Genomic DNA, 19,943 nt, shown 5'->3' with positions numbered 1-19,943 from the left:
CCCCTGCCTTTTTGACGAGGATTCACCATGCTCAAGTACTTCGACCCGCATATCCATATGGTCAGCCGCACCACCGACGACTACCAGAACATGGCGGCCGCCGGCATCACCGGCGTGATCGAACCGGCCTTCTGGCAGGGCCAGGCCAGGACCAGCGTCGGCAGCTTCATCGACTACTTCGACACGCTGTTGGGCTGGGAGCGTTTTCGCGCCAGCATGTTCGGCATCCATCACTTCTGCACCATCGGCCTGAACCCCAAGGAGGCCAACGACTTGTCGGTGGCCAATGAAGTGCTGGAGATCCTGCCGCGCTACCTGGTGAAAGATGGCGTGGTGGCAGTGGGTGAAATCGGCTACGACGACATCACCCCGGAAGAGGATCGCTTTCTCGCCGCCCAATTGGAGCTGGCCAAACAATTCAACTTGCCGGTGCTGGTGCACACCCCCCACCGCGACAAGATCGGTGGCACCAAGCGCACACTCGCGGTCATTCGCGAGGTCGGCATTGCCGAACACCTGGTGATCATCGACCACCTCAACGAACTGACCCTGCCCCTGGTGCTCGACAGCGATTGCTGGCGCGGCCATTCCATCTACCCCAACACCAAGATGTCGGAACAGCGCATGGTCGCGCTGCTGCAGCAGTACGGCACGGAAAAAATGGTGGTCAACAGCGCCGCCGACTGGGGCATCAGCGACCCGCTCAAAGTGCCCAAGACCGGCCAGGCGATGCTGGCCGCCGGCTTCAGTGAAGCCCAGGTCGAACAGGTGCTGTTCCACAACCCCGTGGACTTTTTTGCCCAGAGCGGCCAGTTGGACAAAACCCTGGTCAGCACGCCCCTGCCCATCGATCAGCGGCGACAGTGGCAGGACAACTCTGCCCTACGGGGCCAGGAGCCGGTGATCAAATGAGTGCCCGCACGGGTTGGACGGCCACGCAGATCGGCTATTGCAGCAACGTGCACCCGACCCATGACCTGGGCGGGCTGCGCGCTTCCACCGAACGGCATTTCCAGACCGTGCGTACACTGCGCGGGCTCGACACGCAGGACAGTGGATTGTGGATCAGCGCCGTCGCCGCCGCCGAGCTCCAACAGGCGTCCGCCCGTGCAGATTTCCTCGACCTGCTGCAACGCAGCGGCCTACGCCTGACCTCTCTCAACGGTTTTCCCTACGGCCAATTTCACCAGGGCGCGGTGAAAGCCGACGTCTACCTGCCCAGTTGGGCCGATCCGCAGCGGCTGGCGTACAGCCTGGACCTGGCTCGATTTCTCGCCCAGGCCCTGCCAGCGGACTGTGCCCAGGGGGTGATCTCCAGCCTGCCGTTGGGCTATGCCGCCCACTGGAGCCCGACGTTACAGCAACGTGCCGAGCAGCAACTGCGCGAGCTCACCGCCGCGCTGGCCCGGTTGCAACGAGAGACAGGCAAGAAGATCGTGATCTGCCTGGAAATGGAGCCCGATTGCGTGCTGGAAAACACCGACCAGGCCATCGCCTTCTTTCGTCAGTGGCAAGCCACGGACCCGCACCATGAACACCTGGCACTGTGTTTTGACGTCTGTCACCAGGCCGTGATGTTCGAAGACTGTTATCAGTCACTGGACCGATTGCGTCGGGCCCGGGTCCCCATCGGCAAGATCCAGCTATCCAATGCGCTGATTTGCCACCTGCCTGAGGATGTGCAGCGGCGCGAACAGGTGCTCAAGACATTGGGCGGTTTTGCCGAACCCACCTACCTGCATCAAGTCAAAGCCCGCGCTGGGCAGGAGCGGTTATCGGCCTGGGCCGACCTTCCCGCGGCCCTGTACGAGTGTGAGCAGGACGGCCACGCCCCTCCCGAGCTGAGGATTCACTTCCACATTCCGTTGTTCAGCGAACACCTGCTGTTGCCCGAACTCAGCGGCAGCCAGGTCGCCCTGGCGCAGACCTTCGACTTTCTGGCCGACCATGGGGATTTTCGCCCGGTACTGGAAGTGGAAACCTACAGCTGGGGCGTCCTGCCCAGCCAGTTGCGCCCCACCACCGAGCACACCCAACTCCAGGGCATCGCGGCGGAGTTGCACTGGGTCGAGGGTCAGTTGCAGCAGCGCCAGTTGCTGCAACCCCAAGCGCTGGAGGCCTGCGCCGATGTCCTCTGAACCTGCGCGCCAGCCGTTGCTGCTGATCAACGTGGTCGGCCTGACGCCCGCACTGCTGGGGGCCGCGACGCCCTGCATCAATGCCCTGTTGAAAACGGCCAGGATGGCCACGCTGCAACCGGTGTTCCCGGCGGTCACCTCCACGGTGCAAGCCTCGATCCTCACGGGCCAGCCACCGTCGGAGCACGGCATCGTCGGCAACGGCTGGTATTTTCGCGATCAGGCCGAAGTGCGTTTCTGGCTGCAACCCAACGCACTGATCCAGGGGGAAAAAGTCTGGCAGACACTCAAGCGCCAGTACCCCGGGTTTCGCTGCAGCCAGTTGTTCTGGTGGTACAACATGTATGCCGACGTGGATGCCGCCATTACCCCACGGCCGCATTACCCGGCCGATGGCCGCAAGATGTTCGGCCTGTATTCGACGCCGGCCTCATTGCACGAGCATATCGAACAGCAGATCGGCGAGTTTCCCTTTCCGAGCTTCTGGGGACCGGCGGCCGGCATCGCCTCGAGCCGCTGGATCGTCGATTGCGCCATCGCCGAATTCCAGCTCGACCGCCCCGACCTGCAGTTGATCTACCTGCCCCATCTCGACTACAGCCTGCAACGCCTGGGCCCCGATCATCCGTCGATTGCCGACGAGGTGCGCGCCATCGACAGCGAAGTCGGGCGTCTGCTGGACTTTGCCCAAGCACAGGGCGCGGCGGTGATGCTGCTGTCCGAATACGGGATCGAAGCCGTCACCCAATCCGTTTCCATCAACCGGTTGCTACGCGCCGAAGGCTTGTTGCAGGTCCGCCAATCGCTGACCTGGGAGTTGCTCGATCCCGGTGCCAGCGCGGCGTTTGCCGTGGCCGACCATCAGGTCGCGCACATCTACGTGAAGCAGGCGCGCGACATCCCTCGCGTCAAGGCGCTGTTGCAGCGCCAGGCCGGCATCGAGCAAGTGCTGGATAAAACCGAACAACGGGCCTGGCACCTGGATCATCCGCGCAGCGGCGAGCTGGTGGCCGTGGCCTCCGCCGGTTGCTGGTTCGATTACTACTACTGGTTCGACGACCGCAAGGCCCCCGACTTTGCCCGCACCGTGGACATCCATCGCAAGCCAGGCTACGACCCGCTCGAGCTGTTCATCGACCCGGCCATTCGCTTCCCGAAATTGAAAGTGGCACGCCGCCTGCTCCAGAAAAAGCTCGGCTTTCGCTACTACATGGACCTGATTCCGCTGGACACCCGCCTGGTCCGCGGCAGCCACGGCCGGCTGCCCGCGAGCGAAAAGACCGGCCCGCTGCTCATCACCAATTGTGATCTGTCGTTGCCACAGCACCTTGCGGCCACGGCGGTGAAGCAACTGCTCCTGGAACACTTCCGGGGGCGCCCTCATGTCGATACGGCGAATGCCAAGGAGCTTCCATGCGGCGAGCCATTTCCATAACCGTTCTCAGTGCCCTGGCCGGTTTGGCCCAGGCACAGGACACCAACGACTTCGATTGCAGCAATTTCCTGCAGTTTGGAGCAGACATCAACAAGACCCGGACCGCGTTTGCCCAGAGTCCCGAGACCATGGCCTGGAACTGGTTCGTCTGTTTGAACCAACCCAGCACCGCGCAAAGCAGCAATCTCGTGTGGGAGACGATGAAGCCTTCGGACCAGGTCTACCTGCCCAACGGCGCGCCACCGGGCACCTATGACAGCTCAGCGCCGCTCCCGGCCGCAGTGATGACGCAAGCCAAGGCGCAGGGCATGGACCTGTCCCGATCCTTCCATAACATCAATGCCACCCAGCAGGTCGATGGCCTGATCCTGCAAATGGGGGGTGCCGTGCCCGATGCCCAACAAGGCCAGCCCGTACGCTTTCAGTTACTGATGGGCAAGGACACGTTCGATTACATCGTGAAGAAGCAGGTCTACAACGTGAACGGTCAGGCCGCCCTGGCCAACGACCTGGACTTCCCCCCCACCGCCTGGGAGTTGAAAGCCGCGTGGCTGTGGATCGGCACGGACACGACCTACCGACAAACCCTGGTGAACGACGGCTACTACATTGCCCAGGCCTACTACCAGCAGGACGACGGTACCTATCAGGTCGGCTATGTGGCATTGAGCGGCCTGCACGTTGTCAACAAACTGAATGCCGACTGGGTCTGGACCACCTTCGAAAACATCAACAACAGCAAGTACACCGTAACCAATGCCCCGACGCCGGCGCCGATGACCAACACCACCGGGCCGACTGCGGCCGCCAAGCCGGTCAATGCCAGCTTCCAGGCCAATAACCGGAGCCTGTCGAAGTACGAGTTGATCGGGGTCGAGTTCCAGCCCATCACCCAGGTACTGGCCAATTCACAACTGGAATCGGCATTCCAGAACACCTCCTCCTGCCTGGCCTGCCACGGCACCGCCGCCTACTCGAACGACAACGGCTACTTCAATTTCGCTCTGAACCAGGGGGGCGGCATCGTCTACCCCACCACCCCGCTGCCGCCCTCGGCATTCGATGGCTACAAAAAACTGGACTTTGTCTGGTCGCTGAAACGCGCCCAGTGGCAACGCTAAGGAGCATGACATGAGCGTATTGAATTTCCCCCGTATCTACCTCAACGGCCATATGTTCTGGAACCCACCGACGGCCAACAATAACGACGTGTTTCCGCTGTATGACGCGGTCAACGCGGACATCAACTGGCCGTTCATGAGCCACTTCGACATCAACGCCACGAACGCCCCCGCCCAGTTGATGCCCTGGGCCATCAAGCCCTTGGCAATGGCAGACCTGCCAACCTATGTGCTGCAGGTGCCGACCAATGCCAACCCGAACAACTACCCGTACATGCCCGCCGAATGGGATCTGTTTGGCGACAATGCCTGCGGCACGGTGAGCTACAAAGGGACTCGCTCAACGATCATTGGCGGCGAGCTGCAGGCCAACACCTACATCACCGAGGATGCGCTGGTTGGCAGGGACTACCAATTGCTCGGCAATCCCTTTGGCAGCAACACTCCGACGGCCGCGCGCTTCGTGGACGTCAGCCCGTGGCAGAACACCTTCACCGCGTTGTATTTCGACAAGCTGATGCTGGGGGATGCCACGTGTGGCCTGACCCTCAATCGCCAGTATCGGATGATGGATCGCTTCCTGAACTTCAATTGGGCCAGCACCTTCCGGGGCCTGGTGTATGTCACCACTACCTGGCAGACCTGCTTTCCCCAGGAAAACCTGGAATGGGTCATCGGCGATTCGGCGTTGCTGAATAACCTTCAGCAGCAGATGAAGCTGCAAGGTGCACAGGGCCTGATGTTCAGGTTCTCCACCTACCTGACCTGCTATGACAGAAACGGTGTTTTCAACGACTTCCCGTACGTCAACACCCGTTCCAACGCCCCCTCGGATACGGCTCGTCTGCAAGCGATGTATCAGAAAGGCCTGGACAACGTTTCCGGTATTTTCTTCAACCCGGCCTACAGCCGCACCGCCGCCACCCTGGGCCTCTGGTTCGCCGACGAATACCCCACCGCCCCCGCCGGCCGGCGCCTGGTGCCCGCGCAGGCCGTCGCCGTCGCCAAGCCAGGCGCGGCGGCCCAAAACACCAAGCTGGGCGTGACCTCGGTGCAGATTACCGGCAACACCCTGTCCCTGGATCTGGCCAACACATTCCCGTTCTATCCGATAGAGCCCGATGCCCCCATCCTGATCGCCGAAAAATTCCAGGCCGGCGACTATCAACTGGGTGTACGCCAGAATGACGTATTCACCCCGGTGGTCGACTTCGGTTTCGCGCAGTATCAACAGTCAGCCTTCGACCAACGCTCGGGGCTGCTGGACTTCACCCTCAGCGACGCGGACAAGGCGACCTTGCAATCAGCGCCGCTGGAGCTGCAACAACAGGGCCCGGCCCCGGCGGCATCGGTGGTAGCCGCCACTGCGCAGACGTGGACCGCCGAGGTCATCGAAAGCGGCAGTTTCATCGACGTGGGCGACCACAAGACGTTGACCATCATGGTGCAGAACAATGGTGTGCCGGCCGCCAACACCACGTTGTGGGTCGCGGAATACGGCAACCCCTACATGGTGACGACCAGCGACTACTACCTGGCATTCAGTAATGCGGCGAACTTCACGCTGTTCTATGACGATCCGACAGACCGTAACCTGAATCACGCCAACCTACCGCAGTTCAATGATGCGCCCCCCGTACCGAATTACCTGGCCACTGGCAGCGGCCGCCGGCTTACCGACCTGCAGAACATGCATCGGCCGACGAGCACACCGGTTGGGTACCAGGATTTCCTCAATGGTCCGGGCAAACCGATTGCGGTCAACTTACGCCCTTGCCTGGCATTCGACGCCGGCGTCTACGTCACTGGAACACTGAGCGACTACCCGGCCACCCAGGTGGATTACTCCTATGTAACGACGACTACCGACGCCAACGGCATCGCCCAGGTGAGCTTCAGGGCCGTGGCCCCGGGCTTCCCGACCTTGCGTTTTTTCGTCAAGGAAGGCGACAGCGATCCGGTCATCCCCTTCAGCTTCCCCGTTCCCCAAGCCTATATCGACTTCCTCGCCCCGCTCCGCGTCCTGCCCTTGGACCTGCAGCTGCAACAGGACTTCATCAACTACTGGAACACCGTCTACAAGGATCAGAACGCCGCCACGCAGCTGTGGGAGGGCTTCCTCTACCCACGCATCCTGCAGACCTTCTATTACCTGTACCCCATCATGAACAAGTACATGCCGCTCAACTCCCAGGCACGCGTCGAAGGCGCCATCGACCAGTTGATTGTGCTGATCAGCAAGCCCTACCAGGAAGAAAGCACGCTCTCGATGCCCATCACCCGTGACATGTCCCAGAGCCGCCGCGCGGTATTGGAGCTATGGGCCAAGAAGCTGGTGAAGCGCAACTATCCGCCACAACAACTCAAGATGAGCGACTACGACAACCTCTGACCGTAACGCTGTTATCCAAGGAGGATAAACCACTGTGGGAGCGAGCTTGTGTAGGAGCTGAGCCTGTGGGAGCAAAGCTTTGCTCCCACAGGCTCGCCCACAGTGTCACCCGGTATTTTTCAAAGGAGTGACCTATGAAAACCAGTATCTTGAACCGGCTGTTGCTGTTGATCCTGCTGTTCAGCCCACCGCTGTTTGCCCAGGACAGCGGTGCCGTCTACTTCACCATGGGCGTGCACAACACCGAGGGGTGCAACGAACAGAACGGCAACTGCATCGCCAAACGCGCACCGGGCGACCCTTCCGATCCGTTCTTCCCGGCGTTCTGGATCAGCGATTGGACGATGTACCGGGTGATGCACAACTACGAAAAAAACCCGCCGCCCTACAGCAATCCGCCCTCCACTCTGACCCCGGCGGACTACACCGTCTCTCGAGGCACCAGCTATTACGACACGGCTTATATACCGGCCGATGGCGACGGCTTCGGTGCGATGATGGAGCACTATGAGAAGTACTGCCTGCCGATCTTCCCGATCAAGAACAACAATTACACCTGCTCCTTCGTGTCCCTAGGCAACAAGGCGTACTTCCTGACCTATCCGCAGGATCGCCCCAAGGACATGCCCGCCTGCTGCATGTTCTCGCCGATGAATCATCCGCCGCGCCAAGACTTCATCCAGCACCTGCCCTACAGCGCCGAGCGCAGCCAAAACCTCGACGCCAGCGTGCAGGCCTACGCGCTGGACCTTCAATCACCACAGGGGCCGATCCTGTTCGGCTATGCCTTCTACAAAAAGATGTCGGGGCAACCGCCCTACCGGCAGCCCCAATCGTTCTTTTTCTCCGGTGACACCAGCGTCGCCAATGCCCCCATCGTCAGCCAGAACTACACCAACTTCCGCATCGCCAGACCGGACCCGGCCCAGACCTGGGCGCAGGTGGCCGCGATGTGCCCGGCGAATCCGCCGCCCTGCCAGTTGTTCGAGCCACCGGCTTCCCAGAGCAACGGGCAAAAGGCGCAGTGGAACAAGCTCATGCAGCGCAAACCCTGAGCAATGACGGAGAATCGCCATGAACACTTCACTGCGTTTCATCCTGGTACTACTGGGTCTGGCCAATCTTCCGGCCCTGGCCCTGGAGCAATCCCAGGAACAAGCCATGCCACGGCCGCAGGCCTCCAGCCTGAATTGCCAGCCCCCCAGCACGGCGCCGGCGGCCACCGCCAGCCAGGACCTGTTCGATCAATACAGCTGGCAGCTGTTCATCGCCGTGAACTGGCCCGCCCAGGCAGGGCAGCGCGGGGATCCCGACTGCAGCAAGCAACCGGGGGACCCTGGCTACACCGTCTGGCAGACCTACAAGACCGTGGAAGAAATCTTCCTGCCACGGGGGGCCGATCCAGGCCCCTGGAACACCCCGCAACTGGCCAAGAGCCTGGGCATCATCAACATCGCCGCGCTGAAGAACAGCTCCCAGGTGAATGCCGTCGACCAGGCCGTCGGCGGCTGGCTGATCGACCAGGCCGGCAACCCGACCTACTACGACATCTCGGCCAACGAGACCTCCTACAACTACATCGTCGCCAACCAGTTCTATAACGCCGACGTGGTGTCCAAAGCCAACAACATCACCTTTCCCTACGGGGTCATCGAGGTCAAATCGAGCTGGCGCATCCTTACCACGCATGACAACGCCAGCCGCTACCTGACCATGCTTGCACGCGTGGCCACGTTCGACGACCAAGGCCAGCGCACCGGCGTCACCGAGGCCTACCTGGGCCTGGTGGGGTTGCACATCATCACCAAGGTGAACGGTTATCCGCAGTGGATCTGGTCGACCTTCGAACAGGTCGACAACGTTCCGCCCAAAGTGCTGGTGAACGGCGTATGGGTCGACCAGCCGGTAGCCGGCACGGCCTATTCCTACTTCAATCCCAACGCGCCGGCAGCCAGCCTCAACCAGTCACCCTGCGACTGGCAGACCCAGGGCGCACACCTGGTCTGCGTGCCCAAACCCGGCACCACCTTCCAGACCCCGAACCCGTTGAACCGGTTCACCCCGATCGCCGAGATCACCAACCAGGTCAACGCCCGTTACCGCAGCGACCCGGACCTGCAACGCAGCGTGTTGAAGTACTACCAACTCATCACCACCCAACGCCCGCTGATGCCGGACAACCCCAGCAACCCACTGGGCCAGCCGACACCCGCCCTCTCGGCCAACGTGACCATGGAAAGCTACATCCAGCCCAACAGCAGTTGCATGAATTGCCACTCCATGGCGACCCCGGTCAAGAGCCCCTACAAATCCGATTACTCCTACCTGTTCAAATTCGCCAATTCGCCTGTCGGCAAAACCATCAAGGACGAGGAATAACTCATGAGCATCCTGAACGGACCACGGCTGAATTTCTGGGGCGGCATCCGCACGGACGTCAGCCTGCCGAACAACTCCCCGACCATTCCCTACGATGGCAACGATGACTGGCCGCTCTTCGACCTGACCACCTCGACCCTGGCACCGGGGGCCCAGTCCTACACCGACGACCAGTTGAACAACATGATCAATGCCCCCACCGGCAACTACTACACCGCCGGTGGCTGGAATCACTACGGGCAGCATGTCGTCGACATGCAGAACGCCTTGATCAGCTCCCAGGGCACTCCCGGCAGCATCAGCACCAGCGGCGACCTGGTGGGCCAGGCCGTCTACCTGCTCGGCTCGGTGGACCCGGTGACCGGCCAGGGGCCCGTCTCCGGCCCGATGATGGTGGACCTGGACCCCACCGCCTCGACGACCACCCAGATCTTCGTCGGCGGCCTGCAAATCGGCGGCAACGACAACATCCAGTTGCTGATTCGCAGCGACACCGTGTGCAGCAGTTTCTACATGAAGAAGCGTGTGCTGGAACCAGAGCAAATGGATGCCCCGGGCTCCTTCCGCTTCAGCGGCACATTTCAGCTGACCTTCCCCCTGAGTAGCGTCGTCAACTGGAACCAGAACAGCGGTGGGCTGCGTTCGATCATCCAAGCGCCGGGCGCAACGGGTATCGTCCTGCGTTTCGTCATGTTCGAGATGTGTCCCGCGATGACCACCGAGCAACTGGACGCCGACTACGCCGCTGGCCGGTACACGCCCAACCCGAGCATCGGCAGGGTCATCGGCACACTGGCCCCGGCCTTCACCGACGAGCCGCTGAACTGCCAGCCGGGCCGGCAGCTGATTAACCAGTGCACGGGGAACGCCGGCTATGCCGAACTGAGTGACAGTGGCCTCCTGAGCATCGACATGGTGAATGTCATTCCGAAGAAAACCTTCCGGGCTGTACGGGACGATATCACCAGCCCCATCGGGCCCAACGCCGATTACGGGACCGTGACCATCAGCGCCGGCACCACCACCCTGACCACATTAGACCCGACCAGCAGTCCCTTGGTTGACTACTACGTGTACGGCGGCATCGTCGACGTGCCCCTGACCACCAGTCAGCAGCAGACGGTGCGGACCACGGCACTGGCCATTACCGCGCCCGACAAGGTTTGCAACACCACACTTAATGCCACCGAATCGACCTATCGGATCTATGCCAACCAGCGCAACGTCTACCTGGAGGATTACCCCAACGGCCTGTCGATCACCCTGCAGGTCCGGTACCTGGGCGGCGCGGTGCCCAGCACCACCGAAATCGACCTGAAGGCGGCGGCTCCCGCGGTCTATGATCAACCGCAATACTGGGACTTCCTCGACTTCCCCGATTCGTTGACCGTCGACAGTGGCCAGCTTTCCGTCAGCTTCCCGGTCACCCTCAAGCCGGGCAGCGCCGCTCAAGCGGGCTTCGTCGCCCTGACCTGCACGGTCAACGATTTCCCCAGCAGCGCTTACTTCACCAACTTTCGCAAATATGCCCAGACTGACTTCGGCATTCCCCAGGGCACGACCATCACCTGGCCGCTGATGTACCCCAACGTGCTGCGCTTTCACTACCTGGCCTTCCCCGCCATGTCCCGCTATATCCCGCTGAATCAGCCCGACGCCATCATGGGCGCCAAGAACCCCATCCTCGCCCGCACCTCGGATGCGTACAAAGGCACCACGCTGTTCATGCCGGTGGTGCGCTCGATGTCGCCCTGCCAGCGGGCACTGCTGCGGGCCTACCTCACCGGTGAACCGTGGCAACCGCCGCAATGACCGCGTCCCCCTTTTGTTCACGGAGAGAGCCTATGTCAGTTCCCCTTCAGATCCCCGCACACCCGGAGGAAAGCCTGCGCCCCAGCACCCTTGTCGCCGAGGACCTGCTGAACCCTCGTGGTCTCTGCCTGCAAGCCGACGGCAGCCTGCTGCTCACCGAAGCAGGTTCCGGGCTGCCCGACCAACCTTTCAGCGGCCGTATCAGTCGACTGCGCCCGGATCCGCAGCAGCCCGGCGCCTACCTGCCCCGCGAAACCCTGGCGCAAGGGTTTCGCGCCATGAACATGCAGGCACGCATGCTGCGCGATGAAATCATGGGGCTGTCGGACATCGCCTACGGTGACGGACGCTGCCTGGCCAGCCAGACCGATTACGTCGCGGGTTCCAAACTGCTGGACCTGCAATTCACGCCGCCCGAGCCGGTCTTCCATAGCCGCGGCAATCTGAACGCGCTGTGCTACCACCCGACCCGCCGCAGTTGGCTGGCCGTCAAGCCCGATACCAATCAGTTGGTGGAGTTCGTCGCGGGCCAAGAGGAGCGCGTGCTGGCTCAACTGCCCGAACTGGATCAAGGCCAGGAAGCCGTTCCCGTGACCCTGGTGTACGAACCGGCGACAGACGCTGTGCTGATCAGTCTGTTCTCGGGGGAACTGCACGGCGACCCGAGCCGCAAGGGCATCGACTTTGCCGAAAAGGCCGGCCAGGTGATCCGGGTCTGGCCCGCCAGCGCCGAGATCGACCTCCTGATTCGCGGCCTGCAACTGCCCACCGGGCTGGCACTGCGCCCCAACGGCCAGCTGCTGGTGCTGGAACTCTGCGAGCGCTTGCAACAACCCCTGCTCCCCGACTGGAACGGCGAACCCCTGCATGGCGGCTTCACCCGGTTCAGTGGGCGACTGCTGAGCTGCGACTTGCAAACAGCCCAGGTCACCGTGCTTGCCCGAGGCTTGGATACCCCGTCCAACCTGTGCCTGTTACCCGACGCGGTACTGGTCAGCGAAGGCATGGGCCTGGTCGGACGACCACTGCCTACGCCCGAGAATAGCGTGGTCCCTTTGAGAGGCAGGCTTCGTCGGGTGCAACTCTGACAACAACACCGGCCGGGTGCACAGCCCGGCCGGTGCCCCAGGTGTCATCCACTACTCGCTTCAGCCTGCGGTAACGGTCATGCCGCCGTCGGCCATGACCACCGCCCCGACCACGAAACTCGCGCGATCGGAGGCCAGGAACGCAACCACCTCGGCAATTTCTTCCGGCTGCGCGGCGCGGCCGATGGGCGCGGCTTCACCGTGCTGGGCGAGGAACGCCGGACCGTCCTCGACCACGTCATTGAGGATGTTGGTGACCACATCGCCAACACCGATGGCATTGACGCGAATGCCATGCTCGATGACTTCCAGTGCCAGGGTGCGCGTCAGTTGTGCCAGGGCGCCTTTGGACGCGGTGTAGGCGGCAATGGTCGGGAAGGCAAAATAGGACGCGTAGGACGCAATGTTGACGATGGCCCCCGACTTGTTCGGCATCATCGCCTTGACCGCTTCGCGCGAATGCAGGAAAGCGGCCGTGGCGTTGACCGCCTGGATGCGCTCCCAGTCCTGGCGCGTCATGTCGATGACGAGTTTATTGATGATGATCCCGGCATTGTTGACCAGGATATCCAGCCGGCCGAACTGCTCGACGGCCAGGCCGACAGCGCGCTCGGCGGCGCCATCCGCGGTGATGTCGGCTTCCAGAGGCACCAGCCCGGGACGGGCCAGCTCATGGACGGCGGGGTTGATGTCTTCAGCGATTACCTTGGCGCCGCGGGCATGCAACAGCAATGCGATGGCCTTGCCGATGCCACTGGCGGCGCCAGTGACCAATGCAACCTTGCCTTGGACTTCGTGGGGAATGTTGTGTTGGATATCGGTCATGATCGCTCTCCTGCGTGAGCGGGCAGACGAGACATTCGCCCGCCCGGCGCCCGTGGGCGCTGTCGTTATCGACGACTTCACTTTCTCGCAATGGCGACTGCCAGGCTTTCGCAGGCTTGCTGGGACTGTCGGGGTTTTGCGCAAATATGGCCAGAGATGGCCACCGCCGGGCTGTGTAGGCGCTGGCGAAGCCTGCGATCTTTTGATCTTGATCTTGATCTTTCACTTGAGATTCAAGTGTCTGGGGAAAGATCGCAGCCTCGTTGCACTCGACAGCTCCTACAAGGTCAGGAACAGCGCGGAGGTCCAGACCCGTGACTGATCCCGCTGGCGGGCACAGATGAACAACGGGTGTTCACGCCCTGGATCAAGCCCCAGGCGGGCCAGTTCGATGCGCCCCTGCAACTCACGGGGCAACGGTGCAGCGGTCATCCGTTCCAGGGACAGCTTCAACTCCGCGCCCGGCAACTCTTCGACCACTTGCGATTGCGCCAACAACTCATCGCCGGACAGCTCCATCACCACCGTCGGTGCGTGCACGCAAGGTTGCGGTTCGGACGGGTCGCCGACCTTGACGTAATTGTCGATACGGCTGTGGATCTGCAGCGTGGCGCCGGCCAGTTGCGACAAGTCGATTTCGATGCTGTCGGTATCGCCGTTGGTGTCGGTGCGAAACGCCAGGACCGTGGCGTCCTTGCGCCATACGGTCTGCTCGGGATGGTCGAGGCCCAAGGCGCGGAAACCATTGATGACCGCGCCGGTGATACGGATTTCGCCAGTCCAGTACGCGCCGCGATAGCGGTCCTTGATCCGCGCGCCACCCAGGCGCAGGCGAATGCGTTGCGCGCAGAAACCCAGTTCCTGGTGCAGGTTGCGCGACCAGATCAACTGGTCGCCATCGAACAGATCGACCTGCTCCCACCCGGCCTCTCCCAGCAGTCGATAGTCCAGGGGGGCATTCGCATCGGCAGTGAAGACTTCACCCATGAAGTGCTTGCCCTGGCGCAGGCTGGCGAACGAACGCTCCCCGGTCGTGGCGAAGGTACGGCGGGCGCGCAAGGCCTTGCCGACACTGGCGCGGTCGAAAGCCTCGGCGACCACACCCGTCAACCCGCCACGGGAGCCGAACACCGCCGTGGCCGGAACGCCGCCCGCACAAGAGTTACCGCACCATTCGGTTCCGGGATAACACACGAATCGGCCCGGCTCATTGAGCTCGTGGATCAGCTTGACCGCCTGGTCCCAGCGTTGCTCGGTGATATTGAAGTCATTGGCGGTGTAGCCGAGGACGTCGAGCCCGGCGACATCGCGACCGTAGCTGAGGTTGTACAGCGTGTCGTTGGTGCCCACCGTGTCATCGGAGTGCACATGCAGGTCGGCATAGAGCGGGCGCAACGCCGTACCGGCCGGGTCGACAGTGACAAAGGCCTGGGCCCCGGCTGCTGTTGCCGATCTGCCCGCCCGTGGCGACCATCCAGCCGATGCCGCGGGAAGCGCCGATCATTTCCGCCGCGACCAGCGCCCGCCAGCCCTGGCTGAAGCCGATGCGCAAGGCGGCGGTCACGAACAGCAACGAGGCCGGTAAATAGACGTGGGCCAACAGTTGCCAGGCGTTGGCACCCAAGGTCCGTGCCGCGCGAACTTCACCGCCGCGGATGCTCTGCACGCCCTCCTGAATGGTCACCGCCATGGGGAACATCGCGGCAATGAAAATCACCAGCACGATGGAGACATAACCCAGGCCGAAAATGATCATGATCAGCGGCGCCCAGGCAATCGGCGGGATGGCCATGAACAGGCTGTTGAGCGGCGAGATGAAATCGCGAAAGCGCGAGGACAGGCCAGCGGCCGTGCCCAGCAGGAGCGCAACGATCACCGCGGCGCAAAAACCACCCAGTTCTTCCAGCACGCTGGCCTGCAGGTGCTGCCACAGCGAACGATCCCCCAGCCAGCGTAGCGCCTCGCGGGCAACGTCCCAGGGCTGCGGCAGGATATAGGTGGGAAAGCGGCTCGCCAGGGCGATCCAGATCAACAACAGGAATGGCAGCGACGCCCATCCCCAATTCGGTTTTGGCAAGGACATGACGGACTCAGTGCGCGGCTTTTTCCAGGTAGGAGGTATCCACGATCTGTTCGGTCTTGAGCGTGGTGTCGATAAAACCCAGGTCGTGGGAGTAATCCATCAGGCGCTGGATGAACTGGATGTCCGCCGCCTGCAAGTCCGCCGACCAGCCCAGGCGTGTCCGGGCCTGGGCGACGATAGCTTCGGGGGCGATGGTCTTGCCGTCCGGGCCTTGCACCGCTTCGAGCTTGAACGCCTCGGCGATGAGCCGGTTCGATTCGGCGGGATGTTCATTGAGGAAGGCGATGGCCTTGCGATGGGCGCGCAACAGCTTCACCACGTCATCCGAACGCTCCTGCAAGGTTTTCGGCAAGGCGATCACCACGTACCACGGGTACTGGGGCAGCGCCTGGTTGACGTCCAGCAGGATCCGGCTCGAACCGCGCAACACCGACTGGCTGACGAAGGGTTCCCAGGAAAATGCCGCGTCGATGCCACGTTCAAGGGCAGCGTTCATGTTGCCCGGCGGCATGTCGATGATGTCCAGGTCCTTGTCGGGATCGAGCCCGGCCTTTTCCTTCAGGACAAAACCACGCAGCAGCACATCCATGCCACTGCCCTTCTTGACCCCGGCGAGCTTTTTCCCCTTGAGCGCTTCCAACTGGGTGATCGGACTCTTGGCGTCGACAATCACCGCGGCCTGGCCGTAATTGACCTTCGCCAGGATCCGGCTTTGCAGCCCGCGGGAAAACCACTGGTACACCGGTGGGGTGCCGACATAGGCCACGTCCAGTTCACCGGCGGCCAGTGCCTGCTGGATCACCGGGCCATCGCCCAAGGCCTTGAGGTCGACGTTCAAGCCTTCTTCGCGGTAGTAACCTTGTTTGTCGGCGATCAGCGCCGGGACGTTGGCCATGGCGAAGACATAACCCACGCTGTTGCATGCCACCGGAAAGCTGGTGCGGCAACCGCTGCGCGGCATTCTCCAGACCGACCAGGCGCAGGTACTGCCAATAATCTATTTTTATAACCTTAGAAGTGAAGGCCCCCTACCCTCACTCAAGGCCATGGAAGCTGACAGTGTCCACCTCCATTCTTCGCGACAGCACCACCTCGCTCTACGAACAGATCGCCCATCAACTGCTGGAAGAAATCCAGCGCGGCGACTACGAACCCAGCGGCAAGCTACCGTCCGAGGCGCAGTTGGGCGAACGGTTCGGGGGGAGCCGCGTCACGGTTCGCCTGGCCGTGGACAAACTCAGCGACGACGGCGTGGTGGAGCGCAAGCAAGGCAAAGGCACATTTGTCGCGGCCAAGCAGGTACGCCACGGCCTGGATGCGTTGCGCAGCTTTCATGAGGCGTTGTTGTTGCAAGGGCTGCAACCGAGCACGCAGGTGCTCAGCCATGCCCTGCAGCCCGTTCCGGAAACCCTGCGGGTCTGTTTGAGCAAGCGCACGACTGCCTGCTTCTGGAGCGCCTGCACTTCGTCGATGACGAACCCATCGCATTGGGACGCAGCCACCTGCCGGCAGAGTTGGCCTGCGTGGCCTGGGCTGAGGTCGAACATCAGCCGATCTATTCCATTCTCGAATCGATCACCGGCCTGGCGGTCAGCCGCGCCGACCTGGCCATCAGTGCACAGGAAGCCGACAAAAGCCTGGCCAGCGCGCTGCACGTCAAACGCGGCGCCGCGCTGCTGGTCATGAAGCGCACGTCCTACTTCGCCGACGGCCGTTGCTGCGACCGCACGACGTTTTTCATCCGCCCGGAACGCTATGCCTTCGTGCTCAGTGGGGTGTTCAAATCCAATACCGCCACTTGATACGATTCAAATTGGCGCGATGGTTGGACCCGGCCTGACAAAACACTGTTCAGTGACCTGTCGCCCCCATTGCTGCCCCTCTTGCTCCTGCTCCAACCTGAAACCGAACGCTTCATACAGCTTGCGAGCAGCGTCGAGCCCCTGGAACGTCCAGAGGATCGTTGAGCTAAAGCCCCACTCGTCGCAGAACTTCATCGCTTCGGCCAACAGGCGCCTGCCAGCCCCCTTGCCGCGCGCCGAATCATCCAGGATGAAGCAGCGCAGCACCGCACTGCCGCCCTCGCCTTCGCCGTCGATGGCAATCGAACCGACTATTCGTTCGCCATCCAGGGCCACCCAGACCTCATTGCGCGGATTGTGCAGACGCCCCATCAGCTCGGCCATGTCCGATGCAACCAGGCTTTCGAACAACTGGCCGAAGTTCGAATGCCTGGAGTAGTAGTCCGCATGCATTTGCACAATGCGGCCAATGACGCCAGGACGGTAGCCACGCGCAATCTCCAACTGCGCCGGCGCAGGCGGCGCTGTACCGAGCCGATGAGCGTGTAGCGCGCTGGCATAGCAGGCAATCCCCTCACTAACGGCCAGACATTGCCCACTGGATAAGTGAGACATGGCCGCGACAACCTGTTGCGTGGCGAAAGCATCGATGGTTCGGAGGGTGTTTTGCCCCTGGGCGGTGAGTCGCAATCTCTTGGCCCGCGCATCCTGTTCATGGGCAACTTCTTCGATCTCGCCGGCCTCGATGAGCTTGCGCACCATCCGGCTCACGCTGGATTTTTCCAGGCCGAGCAGCTCGACAAGCTCGCCCGCGGTCAGGGATTGGCGATTGCCGAGCTCCACGATGGTGTGCACCGACGACGGCGGATAACCCGTCGCAGCCAACGTGGTGTGCATGAACCCCAGCTCTCGCACCATGAGACGCGACGCCGAACGAATTTTCTCAATCAGGGCTGGCGGGCAATGGTTCACGGGGACCTCGGATGCGATGGGTATTTAGTTGTACCGCACAACTAAATACCCATCCGTGCGTTCAGTCAAGCTTTCCGTTGGCTGGCCTATCAGCGATAAGGCGGGTAGTGACATTGCTCCTGTCGTCGCGCTCAGCGGTGAGCGGACCAGTACCCCAAACTGGAAAATTTTGAGAGGATGCGTGCCAAGAACGCCATGGAATAAAGGCCTTCCAATCCCATCCCCATGGCGGCCCGACATGTACATCCCTCTCTTCCAAAGCTTGCGGGCACGCTTCGCCATCGTCGTGGCGCTGGTGGTGCTGCTCCTCAGTTGCATCTTCGGCACCGTTATCGGCGAGTCCTCCATTTCGCGGCTCAAGGAGCAAACCGGGCTGCAACTGAGCGAATATGCCTACTCGATGATCGATCGCCTCGATCGCGACATGAGTAACCGTTCAAAAGCGCTCACGGTCCTGAGCAAGCTGGAAACCCTGCGCAACACGGCGAGCCCCGGCGAAGCACGCGCCCTGCTCGACCACCTTAGCCAGCAGTTCCCGAACTATTCCTGGATCGGCCTCACCGACGCCCACGGCAAAGTGGTCGCATCGACCAACGGGGTGCTCGCAGGTGCCGACATCTCGCAACGGCCGGTCTTTGCCAGGGCGCGTGAAGAGACATTCATTGGCGATGTTCACGAAGCCGTCCTGCTGGCCAAGTTGCTGCCGAATCCTTCCGGGGAAACGATGAAATTCGTCGATATCAGCATGCCAATCAAGGACGTCGCCGGAAATCTCACGGGGGTGCTCGCAACGCACCTTTCCTGGGAATGGGCCGCGGAAGTCGGTCGATCGCTTTTCGACCCCTTGCAGGAGCGCCTGCCTGGCCTGGAGTTCCTGGTCATCAGCAAGGACGGCACCGTCTTGCTGGGCCCCAAGGACATGATCGGCAAGCCCGCCGGGATCACGCTCGATGGGCGCGGACAAAGCTGGTCGGTCGAGCGCTGGCCGGACGGTAAGCTCTATATGGCAGGTGCGGCGCAAAGTGTCGGCGTCGACGACTATCCCGGCCTGGGCTGGACCGTGGTGACACGCCAGCCCGCCGAGATCGCCTTTGCGGCTGCACGTGAGATGCGCAATGAAATACTCCTCTGGGGCGGTCTGCTGTCCATCCTGTTCGCGGTCATCGGATGGATCATGGCAGGTATTCTCACCGGGCCGGTGAACGTCATCGCCGAGGCTGCCGCGCGCCTTTCCGAAGGCGCCGATGTGGGGATTCCCTTGCTCAAGGGGACGCGCGAAGTCGAAACGCTGAGTGTCGCGATCCGGCACCTCGTTGACAGCCTCACCCGAAAAAGGGGTCAGTTGGCCGTGGTCGAGGGTATCGCCTACCGCGATGTCGTCACCGGCCTGCCGAACCGGGCAGCCTTGGAAAAGTACATAGAGGCGGTACGCAGCGAGGTCGACGTACAGCCTGGCTTCGGCGTGCTGTGCCTGGATCTGGACGGGTTCAAGCCCATCAACGATTGCTTCGGCCATGCCGTCGGCGATGCATTGCTCCAGGAGGTCGGCCTCCGGCTCCTGGGCGCTGTGCGCGATGGCGACATCGCTGTGCGCCACGGCGGGGATGAATTCGTATTGCTGCTGCGCCTGCGTACCGGAGAATCCTTGTCCAGCATGCAGGGCGCCGCCCAGCGCATCATCGCAAAACTGGCCGAGCCGGTCATACTGGCCGGGGAGTCGATCACGATCGGCTGCAGCATCGGCGGGACGCTGTGGACCGGCGGTGAGTTTGCCGATGCGCTGGTCCAAGCCGATGAAGCGCTCTACCGGGCCAAGCGCGCGGGCAAGTCCCAGGCGAAATTCCATGACACCTCGCGCACCGACGAGGCTGCCCATGCCGGTTCGAAGGTCTGAGG

The 19,943-nt window shown here is 62.1% G+C and carries 14 protein-coding genes and 2 pseudogenes; 11 read left to right on the top strand and 5 right to left on the bottom strand.

The window, feature by feature from the left end; genetic code table 11:
• The first annotated feature begins 27 nt into the window (after positions 1-27).
• The 9 genes from BM317_RS04645 to BM317_RS04605 all read left to right on the top strand — a co-directional run bounded on the left by BM317_RS04645 (position 28) and on the right by BM317_RS04605 (position 12,365).
• Positions 28-912: a TatD family hydrolase gene (locus BM317_RS04645; RefSeq protein WP_060741816.1), complete on the top strand. Its 885-nt coding sequence runs from the start codon at positions 28-30 to the stop codon at positions 910-912.
• Positions 909-2,138 (top strand): metabolite traffic protein EboE, encoded by a 1,230-nt coding sequence (gene eboE, locus BM317_RS04640; protein WP_092473262.1) that lies wholly within the window; start codon positions 909-911, stop codon positions 2,136-2,138. The genes BM317_RS04645 and eboE overlap by 4 nt, the downstream gene beginning before the upstream one ends.
• Positions 2,128-3,573: an alkaline phosphatase family protein gene (locus BM317_RS04635; RefSeq protein WP_092473260.1), complete on the top strand. Its 1,446-nt coding sequence runs from the start codon at positions 2,128-2,130 to the stop codon at positions 3,571-3,573. Before eboE ends, BM317_RS04635 begins: the two co-directional genes overlap by 11 nt.
• Complete coding sequence (locus tag BM317_RS04630; RefSeq protein WP_092473258.1) at positions 3,552-4,694, top strand: hypothetical protein; 1,143 nt, start codon at positions 3,552-3,554, stop codon at positions 4,692-4,694. The genes BM317_RS04635 and BM317_RS04630 overlap by 22 nt, the downstream gene beginning before the upstream one ends.
• Before the next feature lie 10 nt (positions 4,695-4,704).
• On the top strand, positions 4,705-7,086 hold the full coding sequence (locus tag BM317_RS04625; protein ID WP_092473256.1) for a hypothetical protein: 2,382 nt from the start codon (positions 4,705-4,707) through the stop codon (positions 7,084-7,086).
• A gap of 134 nt (positions 7,087-7,220) precedes the next feature.
• Positions 7,221-8,141, top strand: coding sequence for a hypothetical protein (locus tag BM317_RS04620; RefSeq protein WP_092165099.1), 921 nt, complete (start codon positions 7,221-7,223; stop codon positions 8,139-8,141).
• Between the two features lie 19 nt (positions 8,142-8,160).
• Positions 8,161-9,465 carry a hypothetical protein gene (locus tag BM317_RS04615; protein WP_092473254.1) on the top strand — a complete coding sequence of 435 codons (1,305 nt, stop codon included), beginning with the start codon at positions 8,161-8,163 and terminating at the stop codon, positions 9,463-9,465.
• 3 nt (positions 9,466-9,468) lie between these two features.
• Positions 9,469-11,277, top strand: coding sequence for a hypothetical protein (locus BM317_RS04610; protein WP_092473252.1), 1,809 nt, complete (start codon positions 9,469-9,471; stop codon positions 11,275-11,277).
• A gap of 32 nt (positions 11,278-11,309) precedes the next feature.
• Positions 11,310-12,365 (top strand): hypothetical protein, encoded by a 1,056-nt coding sequence (locus BM317_RS04605; protein WP_092165093.1) that lies wholly within the window; start codon positions 11,310-11,312, stop codon positions 12,363-12,365.
• 60 nt (positions 12,366-12,425) lie between these two features.
• Here BM317_RS04605 and BM317_RS04600 read toward each other — a convergent pair whose 3' ends face one another.
• From BM317_RS04600 to BM317_RS04585, 4 genes and pseudogenes are all read right to left on the bottom strand, one after another.
• The gene (locus BM317_RS04600) at positions 12,426-13,190 is read right to left on the bottom strand and encodes an SDR family NAD(P)-dependent oxidoreductase (RefSeq protein WP_092165091.1); all 765 of its coding nucleotides are present in this window, start codon (positions 13,188-13,190) and stop codon (positions 12,426-12,428) included.
• 279 nt (positions 13,191-13,469) lie between these two features.
• A pseudogene (locus tag BM317_RS04595) lies at positions 13,470-14,627 on the bottom strand (hypothetical protein); the annotation flags it as partial.
• The gene (locus tag BM317_RS04590; RefSeq protein WP_256574035.1) at positions 14,545-15,273 is read right to left on the bottom strand and encodes an ABC transporter permease; all 729 of its coding nucleotides are present in this window, start codon (positions 15,271-15,273) and stop codon (positions 14,545-14,547) included. The gene BM317_RS04590 and the pseudogene BM317_RS04595, both read right to left, overlap by 83 nt.
• Before the next feature lie 7 nt (positions 15,274-15,280).
• A complete protein-coding gene (locus tag BM317_RS04585; RefSeq protein WP_256574034.1) occupies positions 15,281-16,234 on the bottom strand; it encodes an ABC transporter substrate-binding protein in 954 nt (317 codons plus the stop codon).
• A gap of 98 nt (positions 16,235-16,332) precedes the next feature.
• On the opposite strand from BM317_RS04585, the pseudogene BM317_RS04580 reads away from it, so the two are divergent.
• Positions 16,333-17,075 (top strand): annotated as a pseudogene (locus tag BM317_RS04580) (GntR family transcriptional regulator).
• A 6-nt stretch (positions 17,076-17,081) separates the two neighbouring features.
• Here the strand turns inward: BM317_RS04580 and BM317_RS04575 are convergent.
• Complete coding sequence (locus BM317_RS04575) at positions 17,082-17,993, bottom strand: bifunctional helix-turn-helix transcriptional regulator/GNAT family N-acetyltransferase (RefSeq protein ID WP_092165089.1); 912 nt, start codon at positions 17,991-17,993, stop codon at positions 17,082-17,084.
• 292 nt (positions 17,994-18,285) lie between these two features.
• Between BM317_RS04575 and BM317_RS04570 the strand changes: the two genes are divergently transcribed.
• Positions 18,286-19,941, top strand: a complete 1,656-nt coding sequence (locus tag BM317_RS04570) for a sensor domain-containing diguanylate cyclase (RefSeq protein WP_170866244.1) — start codon at positions 18,286-18,288, stop codon at positions 19,939-19,941.
• The last annotated feature ends 2 nt before the right edge of the window (positions 19,942-19,943 follow it).

Origin of the sequence: Pseudomonas sp. NFACC24-1, from assembly GCF_900115235.1 — a bacterium.
Classification (GTDB): Bacteria; Pseudomonadota; Gammaproteobacteria; order Pseudomonadales; family Pseudomonadaceae; genus Aquipseudomonas; species Aquipseudomonas fluorescens_AA.
This window is presented reverse-complemented; position numbering and strand designations above follow the sequence as displayed.